The organism is Kordia sp. (assembly GCF_050633145.1).
In the GTDB taxonomy this organism is placed as follows: Bacteria; Bacteroidota; Bacteroidia; order Flavobacteriales; family Flavobacteriaceae; genus Kordia.
Map to the genome: position 1 here is coordinate 1797 of NZ_JBOEFY010000060.1, position 26131 is coordinate 27927.

Below are 26131 nucleotides of genomic sequence, written 5' to 3' on the forward strand. Positions count from 1 at the left end.
TTGATAATCTGTATTTACAGGATCTGCATAGGTTACGCCTCCTGACGTTACTAACCCATTAGTTGGATTAACCGTAGCTGGATCTGGTCCATATACGCCTGTATCACCGCCATCGGCTGTACTATTTCCATACGCCTCATTTGCATCACTACAGCCATCGCCGTCACTGTCTAATGTTACATAATCTAAACTACCGTCTCCTAATGTATCTGTTGGTGTAGTTCCTGTTCCTGCTGTTGCTGGTATACCGTTAGTCGTTGGTGTTGTTCCAACTGCTCCATCGGCTATACCATCATTATTATTGTCTGTTCCTCCTGCTTCTACTACATCGTAAATACCATCATTATCGGAATCTAAATCTAAGTAATCTAGAACTCCATCATTATCTGTATCACAACTTAAAGCACTAGTCGGAACAACTACCAAACCATCCACAAAAACCCATGTATCTATACCAGAACCTAAAGATCCTAAATAGAAAGGATATGGACCCGGAGTAGTTACACCAACCGAAGAAGGTATAAATGTTACTGTGATTACTTCCCATGTGCCAGGTGTGCCTCCTGAACTATCAAAATTAGAGATATTAAGAACTGTTGTTTCAAATTCTGCAGGGCTTGTAAAAGGCAACGTTGATGAACTATCTAAATCTAATTTAAAACCTATATTAACTAATGGATCTGTAGCAGGTACTGACGATGGAGCAACATAAGCAAAAGAAGGTACAAAGATTTGATCAGGTGTGTATTCTGTGTAATAAAATTGTATAGTTATTTCTTCATTAATATCATCTATTTGAAGCGTATTAAACATTCCTTCATCATTCGCTGGAGTTCCTCCAAAATTACTTCTGAATCCCATAAATGATCCTCCTACGGGAGAAGGGTTAAACCCAGGCAAACTAGCTATAGCTATATCTGTACCGTTAAAGTTAGCTAATGTAGTAGCTGAAATATCAGGTGTAGAAGCCTGTCCCCAAGGAGAAGGAACGCTATTTACTTGTCCTGTCGTAAAAGGTGTACCAGGATTATTAATATCTATATAGTTGTCATTAAAATCTCCATTAGGAATAAAACTACTACTTGTGCTTCCTCCTGTTGATGGACACTCAACGCTATCTAAAATACCATCATTGTCATTATCTAAATCTGCAATATCTGGAACACCATCTGCATCTAGATCAGCACCAGTTATTGTGATTGTTATTGTAGCACGTTCACAAATAGGCGCTCCACTAGCATCATTACACACTTCATAAATTATAGTTACATCTGTACCAAACTCTGCTAGAGTTGGTGCATATGTAATTTCGCCAGTTATAGGATCAATTGAAATTATTCCTGTTGCTGTTCCAGTTCCTGTGTCGGTCACAGTAGTAACTCCTTCATTAGTTAGATCATTATTATCTAAATAATCATCATTATTTAAAACATCTATAATAATAGGAACTCCTATATCTGTAGTTGCTGTATCATCTGTCGCTGTAGGCGCACCAGGATTCGGGTCTGATGTATCTGGATTACCATCTCCATCGCCATCAGTAGTAGCTACAATTGCTGTAAAGTTTATGGTTATTGTTGCTATAGAAGTTAAACAACTAGTTACTGAATAGTCAAAAACATAAGTACCTGATGTCGTTAAAGTTGAAGCATCTAAAGTTCCTGCACTTTGATCAAAACTAGCTCCTGGAGCAACTGAACTTCCATTTACACTCCATGTTCCACCAATATCAGGAGTACCTAATAAATTGGTAAATAAATCTATAACTCCTGATGTGTTATCTTCTACTATTGTATTGTCTAGCCCTGCATCTGGTGCGGCCTGTACCGAAACTGTCACTGACGTAGCTTCATTTACGGTACATGGTCCTGCAGCATTTACTGTATAGTCGAAAGTATATACTCCGCCAGTAGTTGGATCATACGTTCCTGCTCCTGCACTAAAGTCTCCACCTGGAGCATTAGGTGAGCTTCCTGAAACTGTCCAAGTTCCACCTGAATCTGCTCCAGATATTAATGTGTTTAAGTCTACAACTGTATCACCTGCGCAAGCATAATTATCAGTTCCTGTTCCAGCGACTGGTTTGTCTGTAACAGTAACTTGCACAACATCTTCTCCTGCACACATCGTTCCATTATCAGCATTTAATCTAAACCAAGTTGTTTCATTTACTGTTACTGATGGTGTTAGTGTTCCTATTTCAAAAGGAGTACTCCATGGACCAGTTGGTCCATCTGTACTGTATGACCAAGCATAACCTCCTGAGCCATTTACTCCAATATTATCTTGAATATTTAATGCTTCATTTACTGCAACTGCTGTTGTAAATGGCACTTCGTAAATAGAAGCTGTTGCTGCGGTACACGAATCATCATTTATTTGTGCTGAAGGTGTTCCATTTGGTATTGTTCCACTCGTAAAAGTAGAAGTATTTGATCCATCAACAAAGCTTATAATTACAGAGTCTATTTCACCAAAATCCTGAAATTCACAGTCATATATTTGCACTTTCCATCCTCCTTGTCGTGCATCATATCCATTAAGCGGCGTCATATCAATAAGATTGATTCCTGCTGCCGGAGAAAATACAGTACATACAGTTGAATTATTGGAAGGATCGGAATAATATGCATTGTATGTTCCTGTTAATGCAGGACCAGCTCCACTACACGCATTGTTTCTTGCAAATTCACATATATCAAAAACTGGTAGTGTTGGCGTTATGGTTTGATCATTGGTGAATGTCAAATTTACGGCGTTGTCTGCTGCATAACATGGACTTCCTGTTTCGTTTAGTCCTAATGGAATGGTTACCAAACCATCTGGTGATACTAAATAGTATCCTACATCTGAAATGTATGTATGTGTAACATTAAATGTAACTGATACTATTGTTGAGTTTGTTATTGCAAATGGTCTTTCGACAGGATTGTAATAAGTAAAATCGGTATTATTTGCTGCAATACCATTTAACATTACCGTATCTCCTTCACAAGCGGTAAAGTCTGAACCAGCTTGTGTTTGTATGGATGTATTCCAAACCCAAGCTCTTCCTTCTTCAATTGTTCCTCCGTCATTTCTAACCACTAAATAACCACCATCAGCTAATCCTGTTTGAATTCTGGTAGAGTTTAAGGCATAATCTTGATAAGAATTTGTAGTTGGGTTGAATACATACCAATCATACGTTGTGACTCCAGTACCTGCTGGGCATTCTAGCTGTCCGACATTGACACCTCCATCATAGACAAATATAGGATCGTCTGAATTTGCTGAAAATATAGCATTAGAGTAACTCGTTGTAAGTGTTCCACAATTGGAAGAAGCAGCTGGAGCTGTTAAAGCTATTTCAGTTCCTTCAAGTTTAATTACTAATACCGTTGTGGTTTCATCACTACACGGTCCAGTTCCTGTAACTACATAGTTAAAGGTTGAAGGACCAAGAGGTAAACTTGCTACTGTTAGTGTACTTCCAGATAAAGCTCCTGTAGCATCATTATCCATCCATGTTCCTCCGGCATCCTCCGATCCGTCTAGTCCATTGAATAGATCTACGGTTGTGTCTGTTGTAAACACATAAAACGGACCAGAAGTTGCTCCTGAGTTTGGAGGATTTGTTAGTGTTAGTGTTGCTGTTGCTGCAGCTGATGTATTCCCGAAAGGATCTGTAACAGTTATGTCTACTGTTCTTGGTGTTACAATTTCTGGAACTGCTGTACTATTCACATATACTAAATCGTCTAGTGAATTTCTTAGTGTATTTACATCTGCACTTTCATTTGTTACTGTTAATGTAGTTGTTCCGTTTCCTGATACTGAAATCCCAGGAAATATACCTTTTATGTTTAATGTTTCATTTCCTGCATCTTGCGGATTTGTAAGCGTAATAGTCATAAAATCTAGACCATGTGGCGCATTGAATATAGACGTAGCTCCAGTTGATGCTGCATCTAAAAACTCTGCGCTTTTTGAGCATCCTGGAACATTGATATTGATTGCTCCTGCACCTGTACTATTTGTATCATCAAGTCTTATATATGGAACCGGGGCTAAATCTAATGTAAAAGGTTCTCCCGAAGCTGCTTCAGTTCCATCGGTCACATAATATTCTACCGTAAGTGTTGTGATTGCTATGTTACTTTGTACTGTCCAATATGTTCCAGCTGTAGTAATAGAACTTGAAGAACCAATATGTATTTCTGAACTGTTATTATTGTTTACAAAGTGTCCCGTTTGCCCAGCAGTTAAGCTTCCTGAGAATAAAGCTCCTGCATCTGGACTCGATATTTTTATATTTTCTGTACGAACTAGCTCACTGTGTTCTTGCGAGCTCAATATAACATGTACAGGTTCACTAAATGTGTACGTGTACGTATTTCCCGAAACACCTGTACTTGTTCTGGTATTGTTGAAACTATTTGTTAATATTAATGCAGGAGGCACTGCATTTTCTATACCTCCAGTTGTGACAGAAGGTCCTCTAGTAATATCAACTGTAACAAATGTAACTCCATCACCAACAGCTGATAAGCTACTGGTTTGAAAGTTATTTTCTGGAGTTGTTCCTGATAAGCCTCCCCAAGTTGTTACTACTTGTGCTTTTGATTCATTTGAAAATATGAGCATCAAAACAGTTAGCAGAATAGCAAACTGTGAGTGATGTATTTTATGTGTAGTAATTCTCTTTTTTATTACGGAATGATGATTGCTCATTTCCTCAAAAAACAGCCTAACTCTCGAATAAATAATTAAAAGATATCTTAACATAATTGAAAAGTATATTAGCACACTTCTAATTTGATAGAAGTATATTTGGTTAGTTAGAATATTGGCTTTATATTTAAATACGAATTGAAGTTCTTTTACAACATATCTACATATCTACTTTTTATAAGTAAATCTGTAATTTTCGCACTTTTTATATATTGGAATTGAGTCAGTTAGACATACTTGACTCCTAATAAAATAAAGATGTAACATAATACGGTTAGTTTTTAATTAAATTAACTGTTATCCTACCCTGCTTTTGTTGGCTCGCCAAAGTTTTACAATTGCGGGGTTTTTTATTTAATATATACCTATGCATGATTTACTTTCATAAATCATACATGCAGATTTTTATTTGCTTTTTCAAGCAAATATTTGTTGATCGTTTATTGAAAATTGATAAAATAGTTCTTAGAAAACTACTAAGGGGATTTAATCAATGTTTTTAGTTTTATAGGGAAATTGAATTAGGTTCATAGGTTGTTTCGGGTTTTTTATGGTTATTAAATTCAATAAAATATTTACTTAAAAATAGCCCTCTTTTTACAAAAGAGAGAAATAACTGTCATAAAATTAAGATAAATAATATTAACTAACGATGGTTTAACCCTACATTAATTATGGTTTTTCATTTACTCTGGTGAAGTAAAAACCAAACAATTATTATCTTAAGCCCCTTCTTATGAAATTTGATTGCTCGTATAGATTTAGTATTTAAGCAATCATTCTATATTTATAAATATAGTTAATATTTTCTTAAATTCAAATAATTTTATGAAAGTCAACTTGAAATTATGCATTTAGACGGATTACTAGTGCATTTTCAATACTTTAAAAAATTTAAGAAAAATGAAAAATCGACTCCTATGCAGCATTATGCATGTGATTTTCTTTAAGATATAAAGCAATTTTCACCAATTTATGCGTGCTCGGGTAAATTCTTACATTATTTTGTCATTTTTCACCATGAACAACTTTATCAAAATAGATACGATTTAGCCATCTTCTTTTCACGTAACTTAGATTGTACTTTGATTTCTATTATTATTAATTGGTTGTCCGTTTTTGGATTTCTTCTAAAATTGTTTCTGCCTGCTTTTTGAAAATTCTTAATTCTGGCAGAAATACTTGATACGCCATAAAATGCGTTGTTGCAATCCTATTTTTATAATCTGGATCGTTTAATGCATAGTCAATAAAGTCTTTGTTTGGTTTTAAAGAAATGACATCTGACCACCATGCATAATTATTTTTAAAATGTGAATAGTTTTCTTTGATGTCATCAGCTCGCATATCATCATCTATTTTGATTTCGCGCAAACGTTCTGTGTAAAATTCTATGATTTGTGTTGGTAGACTGTCTTTAAATTTATCTGTATTGAACGCTGCTAATTGATTGTATCCACGTTTGTTGAATGTGATTTCAGGAAACCCTATCATGATGTAGGTATATTGTGGATTGAAAGCATAATCGACATCCCTAACAGAGTCTTTGAGTATTTTATTGAATAATGGTTTTACTTGACCATAAAAGAATTCCATTTTGTCAATTTCCTTTATATCATTCTCCAGGTCTGCAGCAACAATATTGTAGATGTTGAATAGTTTATTTTTCTCTTTCCTGCTTGAATTCCAATCGTTGAGTGATACTGCTATTAAGATTCCTATTACTACCAAGATAATTTCGCCTACAGCGTATAGAATATAATTTCCTAGATTTTTCTTTTTCAAAAGCTTGTTTCTTTGGTTTCTAAATAGTTTCATAGATCATGTATATTCCTTAAAATCCAAATCCAAGACCAAACGCAAAACGCATTCCGTCATCCGAACTGAATAATGAAAGGTTTGCCGATAGTATGTCTGCTCCATTGAACCAAATTCCGCCACCGAGCGATGTATTCCACTTTTTAGAAGGATCATCACTTATCCATACTCTACCATAATCAAATCCGCCAAAGACACCAATATTTAAAGGTAGTATACCTGTTTTTATTTTGCGAAGGTTTAAACGAACATCTGTACTTTGCACAAAAGCACGTTTTCCAGTAAATCGTTCATTTCTATATCCTCGCAATCCATTACTTGCGCCAAGATTGGCTCCTTGATAAAATTCAAATCCGTCACCAAAGTTTAGATGTCCACGAAGTTTTGTTGCCAATACAAGTTGCCCGCTTGGAATTAATCGGTGGTCAATAGAAAACTCTGGAATGATATATGCAAAACCTTTGGAAGTACTTACATTGTTTTTGTAACCTGTTTCAAAGCTTACTTCCATTCCCATAGTCGGAAAGGCTGCATTGTCTAGATTTTGAAAGTGGTATTTTGCATTGATTCCGTAGAAATCTTGCTTGTCAAACACACTTGAGTTTGCAGGAAAAATTTGTTCTAGAAAACGATTTGCTGTGCGTTCTATTTCATTACTTTCATATGACAATCCTGCTTTAAAACTTGCGCCAAGTTCTCCACGCCAAACTAGAGACGGTGCTATTTCAAAGGTTCTTATTTTGACTCTGTTAAAATCTAAGTCTGCATCAATTCCGTCATCATCATCTGCTTCAAAATTTGGTGTTTCATTTCCAAAGCCAAAGAAGTTTACTGCATAGTTTGGACTGTTGAATTGCGCTTGTATTTGTAAGTTTAAGTTTCCTATTACATTGGCAAATTCTCCTGTGTAGCCTAAATCGAATCCATTGGTTGCGAAATAATATGCTGCCGAAATGGTATGTCTTGAGGTAAACGGATTGCGTTCAAAACCATAGTTTGTATATGTGTTTGTTGCGCCAATTTTGAAACCATCATCAGGGTTTGAACCAATTGTTGGAATTAATTGATTGGTATTGTTTTTCAGTTTTTTATAATCGTATACATTCGTTTCATAATCGTCCGTAAGTTTCTTGCTTCCTTTGTTGGTTACAAATTCACTTTTCTTTGATTTGTAGTCGTATATTTTTACTTTTTTACCGTTTTGAATGTCATATACATCTTTATTTTGCCCACCAATCAATCGTATTCTTGTGATGCATTTTCCATCACCAAATACATGAAACTGATCATCATCATCTAAACCGTAAATCCAAATTTCTTTGGTTTCTGAATTTGTATAGGTACGTTCGTGAAATTTATCACTTTTTTGACCTTTTTTAATACGATATGCAGTTACTTTAGTTTGTCCGTTTGGCAAACGTTCAATGTCAAACCAATCATCTTTGTTGGTTCCTTTTATGACCGCATACTTGTTGACTAATTTGTAATATCTGTCTGTTATTTTTTGAAGATTAGCGCGTCTTGCTTTTAATTTCTGTTTGATTTCTTCCACGCGTTCGTCACGTACTTCTTTCGGGAATTCTAAAAAGGCTTTTTCTATTACCTCATCTGTCAATCCTTCTTGAATGCGTTTTACTTGTGCATCCCAAACTGCTTTTTCAGATTGTTGAATGAGTTCCATATCTAATGGATATGGCTCAACATTGACACCTTTTACGTCAACTAAATCATCATCATATTTACGTAATAATCGAGCTGTTGGAATCAATTTTACTGCAGCTCCAAGTAAGAAACCATCAGACATAATTGAAAATGCCTGATCGCGATCACGTGGCATTGGGCGATATACTTTTTTACCATTTTCTTTAAATTTTATCCAACGCCATTGATCTTGATGTCTGTCCCAATCGCCAATCATCATATCAAATAGTCGTGCACGAATGTATGCTTCTTCATCAATAACAATGTCTTCATCTCTGTGCAATTCGTTCATTAAATCGTCTGTACTAATCAATGTATCTTGATATCCAAAACTTGCTTTGTCGCTGTGTCCTTCAGAAGTATGTTCTTCTATCATGTACAATTCTCCACCAAACTCGTCATTATATTGTCCGAGTGCATTTTGTTTTGGTACATAATATAAAATAGGATTTGTATGATACACATCAACTGCATCGGCTAAAGTTCCAATAGCAAAAGGTGCATACGGATGTGCTCCTGTAAATACATCTAGTATTAAAGCTTCGGTGCTTGTATCGTCAAATTGTCCTTTTATATATTGATCTCTAAAAAGAACTGCTTGCAAATATTGCAAGGCTTGTTTGCGAAGTGCTCGCATTACATATTGCGCTCCGTTTTTATCTTCTAATCGCAAAGATTTTGATTGATTTCCTCCACCTTTACGTACAGGTTTTAATCCACCATACAGTGTATCTAAGTTTACCGTTGGTGCCGTTACTTTAGTACTGTATTGTTTTCGGTAACGTTCGCCCCAAAGAAATGTACCAAAACCTGATTTTTGAGTTTCTTCTTCAGTATAGATTGATGCTGATTTTTCTTTTGGAAATTGTGATGGATAATCCATTTTTGCTTCCTTTACCCTAGCAGGTAATACTTCTGTTTCAAAAACTACTTTGTTTTCTTCCGCAGCATAAAAACGTACATGAGATGAACCATCTTTAAATACATCTAATCGAGCAAAACCTTGAGTTCCGTACGAAAACTGTCCACCACCAACATTTCTTGTTCCCGATTTTTTTGCACCTGAACCACTTACTATTTGACGCAAATTGTCTTCTACAATATATTGTAAACTGTGTTCGTGTCCAGATACAAAGATGACTTTATCATTTTCTTGCGCAATTGTTATGATGCGTTTTCTGAGTTCGTTGTAGCGTTTGTTAGAAATATCTACATTGGCAACACCACTTGTACTACGAATTATATTTTTTAGCGATCCCAATATTGGAATTGGTGACATGTGACTTTTAAAAGTGTACTGTCCGCCATGCGAACCATTTGTATATATAGGATGGTGCATTGCAACAATTGTTGTTTTTCCACGCGCTTTTTTGATTAAACTCCCAAATTCATCTAAGAATTTTGTACGAGTTTTAATTTCGCAATTGTCATTTATCGTTGGATGATTGTCCCAATTTGTAATATACCATTGACTATCTATTAAAATTAATTCAATGTCTTTATTGATATGAATTTTCTCAATTGGGCAACCATTTTCAGGTAAGAAAGTATTTTTTCCTAATGCTTTTTCTATGAATTTTTCTTGCCTTTTTAATCCTTCTAAACCATCACTATACCAATCGTGATTTCCCGGAAGAAATATGGTTTCTCCTTTAAAATCTTTTACCACACCAGTTTGTACTTCTAGTTGATGTTGTGCAAAGGCACGACCTTCATGATTTTTTTTAGGCAATCCTTTTGGGTATACATTGTCACCTAAAAAGATAGCTGTACTATTTTTAGAAGCCGTTTTTAGTTCTTTTTCCAACATTTGTAAAGCTATTGCAGTTTCTCCTAACGGAGAGTTCCCTGCATCTCCCATTAAATAAAATGAATGTTTGATTTCTTTATTTGTTGGATATGAATTTTTACTTGTTTTTTCTGCGTATTGAGCTTTGAATGTAGCACAGGCGCTAAAGCATAGTAAAAGAACTATTATTCCTACTGATTGTAAGGATTTTATCATTGGTCGGTGTTTTATAGGATTAAAGATAATAATTCAATTTAAGAATGATTTATTTTTTATAACTAACCTGACATGTTTCACAGGTATATGTATCTTTTTTTAATGTGATTTTATCTAATTTACTAGCAACTTCATGAATGAAGTTGTTATATTCATTATGTTCTGGCGTAATATTATTTGCTACTATTTTTTTATAATATTGACCATCCCATTCTTGTTTTCCCCAACAGTTTGGACAAATACCTTCTGGAGTTGTTTCTGTTGTTTTTTTACTAAAGTAGTTTTTTAAGTTTTCTATAATATTCATATTAGGATGCTGTTATAAGTTATTTTACTTTTTTATAATTAGTTAAAAAATGAATTACTTTTTGTTGTGGCATTTCACAAGGTTTTAAAAGTTCATCTTTTGTTGTAATATAGTAATTTAGACTTATAAAGTCATTTCCTCCTAGTTCTTCTGCATAAATTTTATAGCTATTTCCATTATTAAACTCGCTTTTTGTAAGTCCATATTTTTTATTATTATACATTACTTCAGAATAGCCTAAAGCAATGGCTTCAATTTTTTCTTTAATCATTCTTGTTTATTATAAACCTGATAACCATTTTATGATTTGTTGCTTTTCTTCGTCTGATAGTTTTGCCTCCGAATGAAACATCGTATACGACGCCAATGGCATTTTGTTTTCTTGAATGTTTACAGCTATTTCTGAGATTACACCATTCTTATCTCTAGCGTCTATGGTTGCCCAGTTTGAGAAATTGAGTTTTGCTTTTGCATTTTTTATATGATTGTCTACATACCAAGATGCAGGCGCAATATTATCGTACCAAGAATATGCTGTTTTACTAGAATGACAGTTATAACACGATGTTTTGAATAAGCTCCTGATATGATTTGGTGCTTTTTCAGTAATTAAAAAATCATCTGTAGTTGTTTCTTTTTGTTCATTTTTATTGGGTCTATAAAATTGAATTCCAATAAATAGTATGAGTAAAACAAATCCGATTTTTTTTAATTTTTTTGACATGGTGTATATTATTTAATGATGTTTTGCCATTTTTCACTTCGTTTAGCAACTGCTTTTACATAACTACAAATAGCAACCGCTTTATATCCTTCATCCGTTAGTTTTTCAAACGTCTTTATTACCAGTACTTTTCCTACACCTTTTCCTCTTAAATTATAAGGAACTTCCGAATGCGTTAGATACATTATATCATCTCGCAATTTATACTCTACTTTGGCAAATTCTCCATTGATACCAAGTACAAAGCGTTTGTTTTCTTTATCATGTTGAATTTCTAAACGACTTGGAATTAATTTATTTAGCCATTTTTCTAACTCTTCTTTATAAGGGTTTCTCAGTTTCTTTTGTCCGATTGTAATCGTTGGAAAGTTGAGTTTTCTATTTTCATATAAATTCCGAAGTTCTTCTGCATATTCTTCATTTTCTTCTACATCCAAAAATTGATATGGCAGTTTTGTTTCATCCAACAAAAGTTTGTAATACTGTGTTTTATGACAACCTTCAGTACCATATAATTTTATCTTAGGAATGTTATTCATAGTTGAGTCCTTTCAAAAAATTGATTGCCGCATCCGCATTCAGATGAAAATCTGCAAAAACCACATTGTCATGTTTGTCTATAAATATAAACCAAGGTGTTCCGCCTGTTTGATAGTTTTGCATGATGTTCGATCTTGATTTTCCATCATTTCCAGCATCATGTCCAAATGGTATTTCTAATTCATATTGCTTTTGCGTTTCTACCATTTTTTCATAGGTGTTCTCTTCAAATCCTTCAAAGACAGTTTGAATAGCTAAGAAGGTTATTTTGGGATTGTCCTGTAAAGCATCCACCATTTTTTTAAGGTTAGGCAATCCGACACTATGACAACCTGGACACCAACTTTGAAAACAATAGATTATTTTAAAATTCCCTTTAAAGTCAGCAAGTTTTATTGGTGTTGTTACATTTCCATCAGCATCAATCCATTGATTGACATTAAACTCTGGTGCTTTAAAAATTTTGTTTTCTTCTGTTTGATTTGACATGAGATTGTCCTTTCTTTTTATTGTTTATTTTAAATAATTTCTAACTCCATAACTTGCTAATACGCCTTCTCCCGTAGCAGCAGCAACTTGTGCAATTGCACCTTCTCTACAATCGCCAGCAGCAAATATTCCATTTACTGAAGTTTCTGCTAAGCCAGTTGTTTGAATGAATCCTTTAGCATCTAGCCCTACAATATTTTTGAATGATTTTGTGTTTGGAATTAATCCAATAAAGATAAATACGCCGTCTGCTTCTATAATTGATTCTTCATTCGTTTCATTATCTTTTACTCTTAAACCATTGAACAATTCGTTTTCATCCGAAATAAACTCTAAGGATGTTTTGTTCATGTAGGTTGAAATATTCTCTATAGTCTCCAATTTTTCTACATAGGTTTTTGAAGCTGAGAAATTTTCAGACCTGTTTACAATTTTTACACTTTTACAGAATCCTGCTAAAAATATTCCTTCTTCCAATGCTGAGTTACCTCCTCCAATTACAATTATATCTTTGTCTCTGTAAAAAGCACCATCACAGGTTGCACAGAAATGAATTCCCGATCCTATTAATTCTTCTTCATTAGGAATTCCTAGTTTACGATAGGTAGAACCTGTAGATAGTACAACCGTCTTCCCTAGGTATGTTGTGCTTTTTGTTTGGATTGAAAATAGATCGTCCTTTTTTTCTATTGCAACTACTTCTTCTCCTGTTTTGATAACTGCTCCATAGGTTTTGGCTTGCTCTTCCATTTTCTCCATTAGTTTTGGTCCTGAAATGGATTGAAAACCTGGATAGTTTTCTATTTTTTCAGTTAGAAAAGCATTTCCTCCTATGGTAGATTTCTCTAATATTAATGTATCAAAACGATCTCTTTGTGCATAAATAGAAGTCGTTAATCCGGCTGCTCCACCACCAATAATTATTGTATCGAATATTTTATGTTCTTTCTCTATGTTTATTGAAAGAAGATTTGTCAACGCTACATTATCAGGGTTTGTGTGCGGCACATCATCTATTAGAATTGTTGGAATGATTCGTTTTCCATTGTTAATTTCTTCAACTTTTTGAGTAGCCCATTCATATACATCGACATCAATAAATTCAAAGTTGATACTATTATCTCTTAGAAAGCTTTTGGCTCTTCTGCAATCTGGACACCAATCTGCGCCAAAGAGTTGTACGCGTCCTACCTCATTGATTCCTAAGATTGAAGCTAGTTCAATATTATCTGGATTTGTATACGATTTGCCTTTTATGATAAGCGTTGGAATGATTCGCTTTCCATTATTGATTGCTTCTACTTTTGCAGTTGCATCTTTATCTAAATCAACATCTATAAATGTATATGCGATGTTATTTTCTTTTAAATATGCTTTTGCTCTTCTACAATCTGGACACCAGTCAGCGCCATATAATATTATATCGGTCATCTTTTTAGCTGTTTTTTTAAACCAGGTTTCCAATTTGTTGTTTTTGAAAACCTGATTTGTTTTTTATTTTAATTTTTCTGCGTGAAGTTTGCGGAGTTTTGTCAATTTTGGTGTGATTACAAAACTGCAATAGCCTTGCGCTTGATTTTCTCTGTAATAGTTTTGATGTTCTGCTTCTGCTTCATAGAAAACATCTAATGGAGAAATTTCGGTTATAATTGGGTCTTCATAATATTTAGCAACTTGATCTTTTACAAGTTCTGCACTCGCTTTTTGCTTTTCATTATGATAATAAATTACAGATCTATATTGTGTTCCTCTGTCTGCTCCTTGACGGTTTAAGGTTGTAGGATCATGCGTAGTCATAAATATGAGTAAGATATATTCGTATGAAATGACACTCGGATCATATGTTATTTGAATGACTTCGGCATGTCCGGTGAGTCCCGAACAAATTTCTCTGTATGTTGGTTTACCTGGCGCGTTTCCTCCAGAATATCCAGAAACCACTTTTTCTACTCCTTTTACTTCTTGAAATACGGCTTCTGTACACCAAAAACAGCCACCACCAAAAGTTGCTACTTCTAAGTTATTAGTTTCCATTTGCTTCCTCCTTTTCTAATTGCATAGATTCTGAATTGATACAGTACCTCAGCCCGCTTGGTTCTGGTCCATCGGGAAATACATGTCCCAAATGTCCGTCACAAGTATTACACATTACCTCAACGCGAATCATTCCAAAACTGGTATCTTTATGATACTTGATTGCGTTTTCTTTGATTGGTTGCGTAAAACTAGGCCATCCAGTTCCTGAACTAAATTTGATAGTAGAATCGAACAAAGGTGTATTGCAACATACACAATTGTATTTCCCAGCATCATGAGCACTACAAAGTGCGCCACTGTGTGGACGTTCAGTTCCTTTTAATCTTGTAATTCGGTACTGTTCTGGTGTTAATTGTTCTATCCATTCAGTTTCTGTTTTTTCAACACGTCTGTCTGGAGTTGGATTTCCGTTTACGGAAAAACTAATTACATCTTTCCAAGTGAGCATATTATTATTCCTTTCTTTAATTATTAATAATACAAAGATACACTGTAAGTATCTCATTTAAAATATCTATAATTCCTTTGAAATTGTACTTTTTTCTTAAAAATGGTTTATATGTTATAGATATATCATTCTAGTCGTTTTTTTAAAGGTAAGCTTTCAAAAGGCTAACCTCGTAGTTAGAATTCATAACTTAGATGAAGTCCTCCAAAATACCTAAATTCTTTTCCTGCAAGTATTCCTAGAGTTGGTCCAGTATGAAGGTTTCCAATTTTGAAAGCAAACTCACTTTCTAGGTATGCCGAAATTTCTGTGTCCCTGTGTGCGTTTGGCAATGAAAAACTTGGTCCAATATTGAGTGTTAAAAAAGACCATCGCTTATGACTTACTAACGCGGCTACTTCGTGTCCAATTCTGTTATCTTCTTCAAATAATAGTGTGTATCCAACTCCAAATGCCCAAGTATGCGTTGCCCAATATGTAAGATGAATTTCTGTAGCGAAATCTGAATTGCTATGTTCGGGTGCATACACTAGTAATCCAGAGACTACAAGTTCTAATCCTGGATCTTTTTCTGCATTACTTTCTAAAGCATGATTTTGTTGTTCCTGTGCTACTAATGCATTAATTCCTCCAACAATACATACGATATATAAGAGTATTTGTTTTGTCATTTGTTTCAAAATTAAAAAAGCCTAAAAAGGAAAAGCATGTAACCATAGACTTCGATCCTCTTTAGGCCAACAATAAATACGTTTGAATGGTTTTATTTTCCTGTCGCTCTTTTTGCTGTGTTTTCTGGAACGGTTTTTTTTCCAACTCCTTTTGCAGCTGATAATACAGGATAGTATTGTGTGAATACAAAATCGTCTGCGGCACTTGCATTATGACAACCATTACATTGTTTCGTTTTAAAAGCTTTTCCTGTAGCGGCTAGCGTTCCTTCTTTAGGATTTGTAAAGCTGTAATATGCCCAATTTCCAGGTTCGTTAGGAAAGTGCTTTTTACTTTTGATGGTTGCTTCTAATCCTATGAAATCTCCCATAAAATATCCGTTACCACTCACAGCAGCTTTGCTTCCCACACTTACTAACTCTTTAATAAGAATTGTTCCTTCTCTCCAAGTTCCTGTTTTTTTATAATGTGCATAACTTGCGGGATCTATGTATACATTGTGGAATTCTGGGAAGGCAGCTTTTCCAGAATTCATATCATTTGGTGTTAATGGCGTACCAACATACACCCAACTTCTGTAATTCGTCGGACGAACTAAATCGCCCTCGCTATTCATTTCAAAAAAAGTTGCTTCACTATATCCATCAGCATTGCTATTGGAACAAGCGATGAGCATCATTGCTCCAAATACAGCGGTTAATATTATTTTTATAGTTTTCATGTGTTTGTTTTTATAGTTTTTATTTTAAAGGATAAGACGTTCTAACCATATCATTTCCGATAGCGTGACAGCTTACACAACCTTCTACACCATTTCCAATGGCTGCAAGTTTATTAGCGTCTTTAGGATCGGTAACTTCATACCAAAACCACCCATTTCCGTTATCTGCTTTATCATGCGTTTTTACCATTACTGCCCAACCAGAAAGTGTGTTATCTGCGTTAAACATTTCTTTTACGATTACAGATCCCAACGGATGTTCATCGTTTCCTTTTTCTAAAGATTCGGCAATAATATCATTGATAAAGACTCTCACAGGCAATCCTAATTTTTGATGTGGCCCTAAAGATGGATGCGCTTCTTTTTCTTTGTTTTTGAATGCTTTGTATTTCCCTGAAGCCAAATAATCAAATAGTTGTTGTTTACTTAATGGAATGTCTAATGTTAGTCCTTCAGGAGTTGGAACAGAAGCTTCCCATTTTCCTACTTTTTTAGTTTCTTTTTTTGTTTGAGACGCTACTCTTTTAGCAGCATTTTCAGGTGTAACATCTCCAACTCCTTTTGCTGATGATAGCACAGGATAATATTGCGTAAATACAAAATCGTCTGCTGCACTTGCATTATGACAACCGTTACATTGTTTTGTTTTAAAAGCTTTTCCTGTAGCTGATAATGTTCCTCCTTCTGGATTTGTGAAGCTAAAATATGCCCAATTTCCAGGTTCGTTTGGGAAATGTTTTTTACTTTTTACTGTAGCTTCCAAACCAATGAATTCTCCCATAAAATATCCATTTCCACTTACCGCAGCTTTACTTCCTACACTTACAAGTTCTTTTATTAAGATGGTTCCTTCTCTCCAAGTTCCTGTTTTTTTCCAATGTTCATAACTCATAGGATCTATATACACATTGTGCAATTCTGGAAAGGCAGCTTTTCCATCATTCATATCATTTGGAGTAACAGGTGTTCCTACATAAATCCACGTTCTATAATTCATTGGACGCTCTAATTCTCCATTAGCATCCATTGCAAAATACGCAACATCTTTATACTCTTCTTTATCATTTTTACAAGCTACAAATAGCAATACAAGCATCAGTAGCAGATACATTTTATTCGTTTTTTTAAGCATAGTTATTCTTTATTTAGGTTTAATGACTCGTTATTTTATAGGTAGTTTTATGTATTTTTTTATTGCTCCATTTATTATGCATTGTTACTTCAGTAAAAAACAAATTGCCTTTTAGGTTTTTACAGATTAGGTGAATTGTAAACGACAAGTTGTTATGCAATGATTCTATTTCACTTATTTCAAATTGAACTAGTTTTATAGATGGTTTTAATAAGTTTCCTTTTAAATACTTTAACCAACTGTTTTTGTGTACAATTCTTTCTTTTTGGTTATATTCAATAGTAAGCTCATGCTTCATATATGTACATATAGCTTTTTCTACTTTTTTATGTTTTAATAGTGCTATGAATTGCGATGATTCATAACTATTTTCGTTCGTATGATTCATATTAGTGAGTCAATTTACTATTTATCAAAATCAATTAATTGGACATTTTTCTTTTTAATTTTCAGTTTGTTTTCGAAAGCGCAATGCGGTCATACCTTCGTTTTTTTTGAAAAATCTCGCAAAGTACGCTGGATCGTCAAAGCCTAGTTCATAACAGATTTCTTTTATTGGTTTGTTAGTGTATAACAATAGTTTCTTTGCCTCCATAAGCAGTCTTTTCTTTATAATAGTATGCGGCTTATTTACTCCTTGCTTTCCTAGTTTGAGGAGCAATTGTTTTGGCGTAATATTTAATTTACTTGCATAGTTGGCTACCAAATGATCTGTTTTATAGTAGTTGAATACTAGTTTATCAAAAGCCAAAGTTGTTCTGTACTGCTTTTCAATTTTAGCATTTAATACTTTTAAAAAAATGGCATTGATATGATTGTCTATTTCACAACAACCTTGATTATTATTTTGAAATAATGCAATAATATTTGAGATACGTTCGCTTACAAAAGTGGCATCTGCTCCTTTGAATTCTATAATTGAGTTATTAAAATGATTGCTTGTTATCCAAGGGTTGAAGTGTATTTTTAAAATTGCATTTGGTAAGTTTTCTACTCCTAGTAATACTACAGCATCCTTTTGTTTTGATGAAACGTAAAATACCTGACCTGGATTAAGAATAAGTATCGAGTTTGCCTTTGCTTTTTTTTCTTCAAAGTCCAAACTATATATACATGCATCATTTTTAATCCAAATGATTTTATAACGATTCACATCATTAATTAAAATATTTGAACCTATTTGAACATCAAACGTATTTTCGGGAGTTGTCATAAGTATACCTCTTATTTTTCGAGGTAAAATTAACTTATGACACAGCAGGATAGAATGGCAATTCCACCTATATAATTGTAGATTTTTCTTTTAGAGTTGCTTTAAATTGTTTTTAAAAACAGATGGAGAATGTCCTGTATGCTTTTTAAAGAATTTTGAAAAATGAGAAGCTTCAGAAAAGCCTAATTCTTCTGTAATTTCATTCATATTTTTATCCGAGAACTGCAATAAGCGTTGCGCTTCTAGATTGATTCGCTCACTAATTACTTTTAGTGGCGATTTATAATTGTATTTCGAAAATATATTCGATATTGACTTAGGCGCTATGTTTAACATTTCTGCATAATCAGAAACTTTATGAAGTTTTCTAAAATGTTCTTCTACCAACAAATTAAACTGTCGTATAATATCGAGTTTTGCATCATAAAAATCTTGACTAGGCATTCCTTTTTTCACTAAACGAACCGATTTGATAAGCAATCTTTTTAGCAATACACGAAGCATTTCGCCTTGTATATGATCGTTGTTCATAAACTCTTCTTCAAACATCATTAGTAAAATGTCATAGCTTCTTTGTTCTTCTTCATCTAATGTGATTAATGGCGGCACAGAAGAACCTAAAAACAAAAGTCCATTGCATGCTACTTCATTATCATGATCTCTGATACAATAAAATTCTCTATTAAAAATATAGCCAATTACTCCATTAAAAGGAGCTTCTATTTTTACTGTATTTAAGGGCGTACAAAATAAAAGTTGATTTTTTTCAAGGCTTATGTGATATCCATCTATTGTAAGCATTACTTCTTCTTCTTTTGCCCAAATGATTTTATAGTTATCCTTATTTAAAGATTCTGTAAAATTTCCATCACTAAAATTGGTCAACATAAAGACACTTTGTTCTGTAAATCCTTGAAATTTGAAGTTCATTTTTTTAGTGTGCTATCGTTATTTTTCTATTAAAATTTGGGTATGCTACCAAACAAAGATATTTAGTATTTGATTAAATGTATCTTTTATTAAAATATTCTTATTGTACATTTTTCTTTTACTCATCCAATAATTGTACAGATAATTTATGTAATATTAGCATTCGTATCTATTCATAAACATGGCAATATAATAGGAAAAGTATAATTTGAAAGCTTTTATGAAATTTACGACAAAATACCACGTTATATTCTTCTTTGTAGAACATTAATTAAAGTTTAGTATTTTTACTCAAATTAAAGAAACCTTTATGGAGACTCTTATTATTGAAGCTGAGAAATTTGTTGTTGATTTTTTAAACACAAATTTAGATAGCAAATTTGTTTATCATAATTTATCGCACACCAAACGTGTTGTTTCAAAAACACAAGAAATTGCTGAAGGTTTGGCGCTTTCTGAAATAGAAACACAACAATTGGCACTTGCAGCATGGTTTCACGATACTGGCTATACCAAATGTATTGATGACCATGAAGATGATGGTGTTATAGTTGCTAGAGATTTTTTAACGAAACACAATGCTTCTGAGGAAACCATTAAAGTTATTAGTGACTTAATTATGGCAACTAAAATGGGTTCTTCTCCAAAAACATTGCTTGAAAAAGTGATTTGTGATGCCGATTGCTCACATATAGGAAGCAAAAATTTTAGTGATTTAACTGAGTTACTTCGTAAAGAGTGGGAACTTACTAAAGATAGAGTTTTAAGCGAAAGCGAATGGCTCGATGAGAATATTAATTTTATAACACGTTCACATAAATTCCATACTTCGTTTGCTTCAAAAAACTGGGAGAAACAGAAAGGAAAAAACTTAGCTAGAGTTTTAAAAGATAAAAAGAAAATAGAATTAGAAAGTTCTAAATTACAACAGAAAAAAGCCGAGTTAAAGTTTAAAAAGAATAAAGTTGAATTACCAGAACGTGGAATTGAAACCATGTTTCGTGTTGCATTGCGAAATCATATCACGTTAAGTGATATTGCAGATACCAAAGCAAACATATTATTATCGGTAAATGCCATTATTATTTCAATGGTGCTTTCTAACTTGGTTTCAAAGCTTGACAATCCTTCAAATAACTATTTGATTTACCCAACGATTATTTTTGCTCTTTTTACAGTGGTCTCTATGGTACTTTCCATTTTGGCTACGCGACCAAATGTAACACAAGGAAAATTTAGCAAAGAAGACGTTGCCAATAAAAAAGTGAATTTATTATTCTTTGGAAATTTCCACAAGATGAAGCTCAATGAGTTTGAATGGGCTATGGGCGAAATGATGAAAGACCGCGATTATTTGTACGGTTCACTCACGAAAGATTTATACTTTTTAGGACTCGTTTTGAATAGAAAATATAGTTTGTTACGTACTACTTATACCGTTTTTATGATTGGTATTGTAGTAAGTGTATTATCGTTTGTAATTGCTTTTTATCTAAGAGATCCAGAAGCTGGCAGAAAAGTGCATGATACTGCTATGGCAGTTTTAATAAAATAAAAACTGGAAGAATTCTATTTGAATTCTTCCATTAGTTCATCTATTGTCAAGGATGATTTTTCACAAAAATCTTCTTGATATATTACTTCTACACGCAACGCCCGTAAGCCCGAAACACCTTGCAAGTCTTCTAATTCGAGTTTTTCAAGCTTCCCAAAGTAGTTTTTAGATTGCATGTACTTGATATACTTTACATATTCACGTGCGTCTTTGTCTTGTGAGTATACAATGGCAATTTTCCCAGGAACTGTTAAACGTTCTGTCGTGCCTTTAATATTTGCTTTGTCAATACGTTTTTTGATGATTTCATAACGAATATTATACGCGCCATCCACATCAAATTGCTTTTCATCCATTCGGAATTTTATCGCCAACGGATTGCTATGTACTAAAATCAAGGAAGCCACTTGCAAGTCGTGATCCATTTCTTTTCGCGCATTATGTGCTACTTGCTCCATTTCATACATATTCTGTAATTGCCACAAACGCAAGTTGTATAAATATAAGGAATGGAACGATTTATCTCGCACCAACGATTGCCCTATGTACATGTTGTACTCAACACCATCTGTTTTGTAACGTTCAAAATAATGTGGAAACATTTCTTGTGCTTCTTCTTGCTTCTTATCAATATAATTAGCAAGCTTATTATTTAAAATAGTTACGCTATTTTCATAAGCTTTTCGCTTCTCGTATACTACTTTTAGGTTGTCATCCAAACGATTCATATACGTTTCTACAAGCAAAGCAACATCTGCATCTGACTCTTTTAAATGTCTGAATACAGGATAAATATCTTTCTTTAAAAACTCTAAAATACCTAACTCGTCACCAGCATTTAATCCTTCTTTGGTATGATTTAAATATTCTTCAATTCTAAAAACTAGTTCTTCATATATTGGCAAATTTGCTTTTTTAAGCGCGCCTTTCAATACATTGATTGCCAACTCTAGCTGTGTTGTTAAATCGTCTTTAATAGCATTATTTCTAGCTAAAGATGAACCTTTTATATCACTTTGTCCAAATAAAGGATGAACTCCTTCAAAAACAATAGAGTCAACTACAGGATTTTCTACATTCTCGCTTAATGCTGTTTGATACTTTTCCGCAGCTTCATAAAAACGCCATTTTACCGTAGGGTGAATAGATGTGTAATGTTCTTGCAGCGTAGCTTCTAATATATTTTGATAATCTTCTGAAGCTCTTGAGACTGCCGATTCAAATACTGGAATGATATCTCGTAGTTTTTGCTGATTTACAGAGTTTAATTCATACGATCTTGGCGAAGCAATTTCTAAGACTGCTAAGTCACTACCATTCTTTGCATTGATAGGAATTAAGATAATACTTTGTATTCCTTGAGCCTTTAAACGTTGGTAAAATTTATTATAATCTGTTCTCTTTCCATATACTTCAACATCAGAAATAGCCATTGTTTCTTTCTTATGAAATACTTTCTGAGCAATACCATCGCAGAAAAACTTGCTGCATGATATTTCTTTTTCCGTATTAAAAATTAAGCTATCTGACTGTTTAATGCGTGTAATTTCTTTGCCTTCTTTAGTCGTAAGCGTATATACAGAAAATCCTAATTCTAAATCTTTTATGTTGAAAAATTCTCGTAAATTTTGACGAACATCTGTGATTAAATTATCGTCACTACGTAATAAATTAGTACGAATTGAAGATAGTGTTTCATCAAAAGTAACATCAAATAAATTCATGATTCCGAATCCTCTGAAAATATAACTGTCTTTCGGAAACTTTTCTTTCCAAACGTCTATATTATCAAAGTTATCAAGTAATAATTTAACATCTTCATCTGTAATTTCAGGAGCATTTTCAGTTGGAATTACTTTGCAGAAATCTCCATTAAAAGCAACTCTGTAGTGTTTTGTAACTCCTAATTTTTTATCTGGAATGTCAAAATAAAACGGACGCTTTAAGTCAATATTATATCCATAACATACTGCCAATATCATGACACAAGCATGTAAGTACATTTCTTTCTCGTCTAAATTCCTTGCTGTGAAATCGTATGAATCGTCTGCTTCTTCAAGTATTTTTTTAAGTCGACTTGAATATTTAAAAGATTTAAAAGAAAATGGAACCGTTGCTACTTTTATTTCGTTATTCGTAAGTATCTGAGGAAATAATCCTTCTAAAACCAGATCAATTTGTTCTTGATATTCTTCCAGTTTTGAAAAATCAGTAAACCCTTCTCTAAGTTCTGGATAATTATCTAAGTATTTAACAACTTCAACTGCCGATTTATGATATGGATGATTTTTATCTTCTGCATACTTATCGTAAAAAGCCATTACCTCGTCAAAGCTAATGACAAGTTGTAAAGGTAAATTTAAATCCTGGTTTTCATTTTTTTGATCCATAGTCAAAATCATTTAGTTTACAAAGATACGAAATCCTCAATTTTAGAGCCTTAAAAGCAAATTAACTGCTTAACTGATATTCATATCTTTATACTTTTATATAGAGTATTTATTATAATAGACGATTGTTACCTCAATATCTTGCATTATTTATCGTATTTATTTTGCGGCGGTATCATCCTGCAAATTGCAACAATTGATATCCTTCTTTTTAAATTCCACAAATCTTTCCTGTAGTTGCAGTAGTTGTTTTTTTTACGGATATTTAGCTTGATAAAACTAACTTATGTCCTCACAAACTCGTTTGACGCGTGCATACCAAGAAGCACTTAAAATTTCGTTTGACGATACTTCTAAAATTGTATTGTTTAGCGATTGTCACCGCGGAGATAATAGTTTTGCAGACGATTTTGCCAATAATAGAAACATCTATTTTCATGCCTTAAAACAGTATTACAAGCAAGGTTTTACCTATTGCGAATTGGGTGATGGCGATGAGTTGTGGGAAAACCTAAGTTTTAAATCAATTTTTTCAGCACACAAGAATGTGTATATGCTAATGAAAGCATTTCATGAAGATAACCGATTGCATTTAATTTGGGGAAATCATGATATGGTGTATCGCAATGAAAAGTATGTACAAAAGCATCTATCTACGTATTTTGACCAAAAAACAGGAACAGACAAACCTTTGTTTACCGATATAAAATACCATGAAGGCATTGTATTGAAACATACAGAAACAGCGCAAGAAATTTTCTTAACACACGGACATCAAGCCGATTGGTGGAATTATATTTTTTGGAAATGGAGTCGATTTTTGGTGCGTGCCCTATGGAAACCTATGCAAGTTTGGGGTATTGCCGATCCGACAAGTCCTGCAAAAAACTATAAGAATTTAATCAAAGTTGAACGCCGAATTAAAAAGTGGATTATTGCCAATGATAATTTAATTACAGTTGTTGGACATACACATCGACCGCGATTTCCAAACCCTGATGAGATTTCTTTTTTTAATGATGGAAGTTGTGTGCATCCGCGAAGTATTATGGGAATCGAGATTGAAAATGGTGCGATTTCTTTGATTAAATGGCATACAACCACAACTGACGATGGTATTTTAAAAATTGAACGTGAAGTGTTGGAAGGTCCACGAAAACTAAGTGAATACCAACGGAATTTGTAGTGTTTTCTTCAATTATTGGAAACGTTTTGTTTTTCGGTATTTTGCCAACAAACTTACTTTTAACATTTTTACACGCAACTTCTACAAGTTTCATACATCATAAAGACATATTGACATTGAAATGGCCAATTGTATTTTAGAAAAATTAAAATGTCACGCAAAGTTTAATTTTAAGTTATACTAGTAATTAGTATGAATCTTTAACAAAAACCGATACCATGAAAAACTACTTTTTACTTTTATTTATTGGAATTGCACTAGTGAGTTGTTCAAATGATGATGACAATTCGCCAGATACTAGTACTCAAATTATTGGAAACTGGAATTGGGTAAAATCTTCAGGAGGAATTACCAACATAACACATACTCCTGCATCAACTGGAAATACTCAAAGATTAGAAATTACGAGCACCGTTTTTAAGAGTTATTTTAATAATGAATTGGTCTTAGAAAAGGATTATAGTCTTGAAACTAGAGAATCTAGTATAAATAGTCAAGTATATGAAATGATTATTTTGGGCGATCAACCAAATTTAGTTGTTGAAATCATTGACAATCGCCTATTTATAAGCGGTGATTTTGTTGATTCTTCTCTAAACGAATATAGTAGAGAGTAATTTACATTTCTTATTTTCTGTTTCCAAGCGCTTCTCGATAGTTCTATTGAGAAATGCTTTGATTTCTAGACTACTTAGACTTACTTAGATTGTTAGACTTCTTAGACTGTTAGACGTGTACTTCGCTTTTGGGGTTTTTGCTAATGAAAACACTTTTATGTTTCAAAGTACTTCTCGATACAATTTTTCTTCATTTTATTACGAAAAACCACTCGAAGTGACGCTTGGAATCGTAGAATATATTTGAAACACTAGCATATTTTTGAGTGGCGAATCACAGATTCGTTGTACTTCGGTAAACTCAGAAGGACTATCGAGAAATGTTTTGAAGTTTAGATTTACTCTTTGCTAATGGTTTCAATAAGTATAATGATTATTAAAGACCTAACTCTCAGGCGCCAATTCCACTTCCAAACCATCCATTTCTGGAGTCATTTGAATTTGGCAACCTAAGCGACTGTTGTCTTCTACGTGAAACGCTTCTGCAAGCATCATATCTTCGTCAACGCTCATTTCTGGTAACTCATGATCAGAATGCACATAACATTGACAAGAAGCACACATAGCCATTCCGCCACAAATTCCAATAGTTCCTTCGGGAGCGAGTTCGTACGAACGTACTACTTCCATTAGGTTCATTGCCATATCGGTTGGCGCTTGTATTTCGTGTACAATGCCTTCTCTGTCTGTTATTTTTATGTTGATGTCTACTGCTGACATTTTTGATATACGATTTTATGATTTACGATTGTTGATTTCTGAGCTGTTCTCGATACAAATTTGTTGCACAAATTCACTCGAACTGACGTTTTACTATGATTCGTCTTTACGAGGAACGATAGTGACGTGGTAATCTGTTCATTGTAAAACAAATTCTGCCATTATTGAAACAGATTGCCACGAATTTTTCAAAATTCTCGCAAAGACGTTTCA

General features: G+C 33.6%; 22 protein-coding genes. 3 read left to right on the forward strand and 19 right to left on the reverse strand.

Features of this window, described 5'->3' with window-relative positions:
* The 17 genes from ACRBBL_RS22760 to ACRBBL_RS22840 all read right to left on the reverse strand — a co-directional run.
* Positions 1-4626 (reverse strand): Ig-like domain-containing protein (locus tag ACRBBL_RS22760; RefSeq protein ID WP_431371398.1); only part of this gene is annotated, 4626 nt, incomplete at its 3' end.
* 1188 nt (positions 4627-5814) lie between these two features.
* Positions 5815-6498 (reverse strand): DUF6090 family protein, encoded by a 684-nt coding sequence (locus ACRBBL_RS22765; protein ID WP_431371399.1) that lies wholly within the window; start codon positions 6496-6498, stop codon positions 5815-5817.
* Positions 6499-6547: 49 nt separating this feature from the next.
* Positions 6548-10237 (reverse strand): metallophosphoesterase, encoded by a 3690-nt coding sequence (locus tag ACRBBL_RS22770; RefSeq protein WP_431371400.1) that lies wholly within the window; start codon positions 10235-10237, stop codon positions 6548-6550.
* Between the two features lie 49 nt (positions 10238-10286).
* A complete protein-coding gene (locus tag ACRBBL_RS22775) occupies positions 10287-10544 on the reverse strand; it encodes a hypothetical protein (RefSeq protein WP_431371401.1) in 258 nt (85 codons plus the stop codon).
* Positions 10545-10563: 19 nt separating this feature from the next.
* Positions 10564-10815: a peptide methionine sulfoxide reductase gene (locus tag ACRBBL_RS22780; RefSeq protein WP_431371402.1), complete on the reverse strand. Its 252-nt coding sequence runs from the start codon at positions 10813-10815 to the stop codon at positions 10564-10566.
* A gap of 9 nt (positions 10816-10824) precedes the next feature.
* On the reverse strand, positions 10825-11268 hold the full coding sequence (locus tag ACRBBL_RS22785; protein ID WP_431371403.1) for a heme-binding domain-containing protein: 444 nt from the start codon (positions 11266-11268) through the stop codon (positions 10825-10827).
* An 8-nt stretch (positions 11269-11276) separates the two neighbouring features.
* Positions 11277-11807, reverse strand: a complete 531-nt coding sequence (locus ACRBBL_RS22790; RefSeq protein ID WP_431371404.1) for an N-acetyltransferase — start codon at positions 11805-11807, stop codon at positions 11277-11279.
* The gene (locus ACRBBL_RS22795; protein ID WP_431371405.1) at positions 11800-12297 is read right to left on the reverse strand and encodes a peroxiredoxin family protein; all 498 of its coding nucleotides are present in this window, start codon (positions 12295-12297) and stop codon (positions 11800-11802) included. The genes ACRBBL_RS22790 and ACRBBL_RS22795 overlap by 8 nt, the downstream gene beginning before the upstream one ends.
* Positions 12298-12321: 24 nt before the next feature.
* Complete coding sequence (locus tag ACRBBL_RS22800; protein ID WP_431371406.1) at positions 12322-13761, reverse strand: FAD-dependent oxidoreductase; 1440 nt, start codon at positions 13759-13761, stop codon at positions 12322-12324.
* 30 nt (positions 13762-13791) lie between these two features.
* Positions 13792-14331 carry a peptide-methionine (S)-S-oxide reductase MsrA gene (gene msrA, locus ACRBBL_RS22805; RefSeq protein ID WP_431371407.1) on the reverse strand — a complete coding sequence of 180 codons (540 nt, stop codon included), beginning with the start codon at positions 14329-14331 and terminating at the stop codon, positions 13792-13794.
* On the reverse strand, positions 14321-14782 hold the full coding sequence (msrB, locus tag ACRBBL_RS22810) for a peptide-methionine (R)-S-oxide reductase MsrB (protein ID WP_431371408.1): 462 nt from the start codon (positions 14780-14782) through the stop codon (positions 14321-14323). The genes msrA and msrB overlap by 11 nt, the downstream gene beginning before the upstream one ends.
* 176 nt (positions 14783-14958) lie before the next feature.
* On the reverse strand, positions 14959-15453 hold the full coding sequence (locus ACRBBL_RS22815; protein WP_431371409.1) for a hypothetical protein: 495 nt from the start codon (positions 15451-15453) through the stop codon (positions 14959-14961).
* 92 nt (positions 15454-15545) lie between these two features.
* Positions 15546-16175, reverse strand: coding sequence for a cytochrome P460 family protein (locus ACRBBL_RS22820; RefSeq protein WP_431371410.1), 630 nt, complete (start codon positions 16173-16175; stop codon positions 15546-15548).
* Positions 16176-16194: 19 nt separating this feature from the next.
* Positions 16195-17286 (reverse strand): cytochrome P460 family protein, encoded by a 1092-nt coding sequence (locus ACRBBL_RS22825; protein WP_431371411.1) that lies wholly within the window; start codon positions 17284-17286, stop codon positions 16195-16197.
* 40 nt (positions 17287-17326) lie between these two features.
* Positions 17327-17695, reverse strand: a complete 369-nt coding sequence (locus ACRBBL_RS22830; RefSeq protein WP_431371412.1) for a hypothetical protein — start codon at positions 17693-17695, stop codon at positions 17327-17329.
* Between the two features lie 54 nt (positions 17696-17749).
* Positions 17750-18520, reverse strand: coding sequence for a helix-turn-helix domain-containing protein (locus tag ACRBBL_RS22835; RefSeq protein WP_431371413.1), 771 nt, complete (start codon positions 18518-18520; stop codon positions 17750-17752).
* A gap of 90 nt (positions 18521-18610) precedes the next feature.
* A complete protein-coding gene (locus ACRBBL_RS22840) occupies positions 18611-19450 on the reverse strand; it encodes a helix-turn-helix domain-containing protein (protein ID WP_431371414.1) in 840 nt (279 codons plus the stop codon).
* A 310-nt stretch (positions 19451-19760) separates the two neighbouring features.
* Between ACRBBL_RS22840 and ACRBBL_RS22845 the strand changes: the two genes are divergently transcribed.
* On the forward strand, positions 19761-21005 hold the full coding sequence (locus ACRBBL_RS22845; RefSeq protein WP_431371415.1) for a Pycsar system effector family protein: 1245 nt from the start codon (positions 19761-19763) through the stop codon (positions 21003-21005).
* A 14-nt stretch (positions 21006-21019) separates the two neighbouring features.
* Here ACRBBL_RS22845 and ACRBBL_RS22850 read toward each other — a convergent pair whose 3' ends face one another.
* Positions 21020-23395: a GAF domain-containing protein gene (locus tag ACRBBL_RS22850; protein ID WP_431371416.1), complete on the reverse strand. Its 2376-nt coding sequence runs from the start codon at positions 23393-23395 to the stop codon at positions 21020-21022.
* A gap of 286 nt (positions 23396-23681) precedes the next feature.
* Between ACRBBL_RS22850 and ACRBBL_RS22855 the strand changes: the two genes are divergently transcribed.
* Positions 23682-24581, forward strand: coding sequence for a serine/threonine protein phosphatase (locus tag ACRBBL_RS22855; protein ID WP_431371417.1), 900 nt, complete (start codon positions 23682-23684; stop codon positions 24579-24581).
* A 218-nt stretch (positions 24582-24799) separates the two neighbouring features.
* Positions 24800-25198 carry a hypothetical protein gene (locus tag ACRBBL_RS22860; protein ID WP_431371418.1) on the forward strand — a complete coding sequence of 133 codons (399 nt, stop codon included), beginning with the start codon at positions 24800-24802 and terminating at the stop codon, positions 25196-25198.
* 384 nt (positions 25199-25582) lie between these two features.
* Here ACRBBL_RS22860 and ACRBBL_RS22865 read toward each other — a convergent pair whose 3' ends face one another.
* Entirely contained in the window at positions 25583-25918 is a 336-nt protein-coding gene (locus ACRBBL_RS22865) for a ferredoxin (protein WP_431371419.1), read from the reverse strand.
* Between the last annotated feature and the right edge of the window lie 213 nt (positions 25919-26131).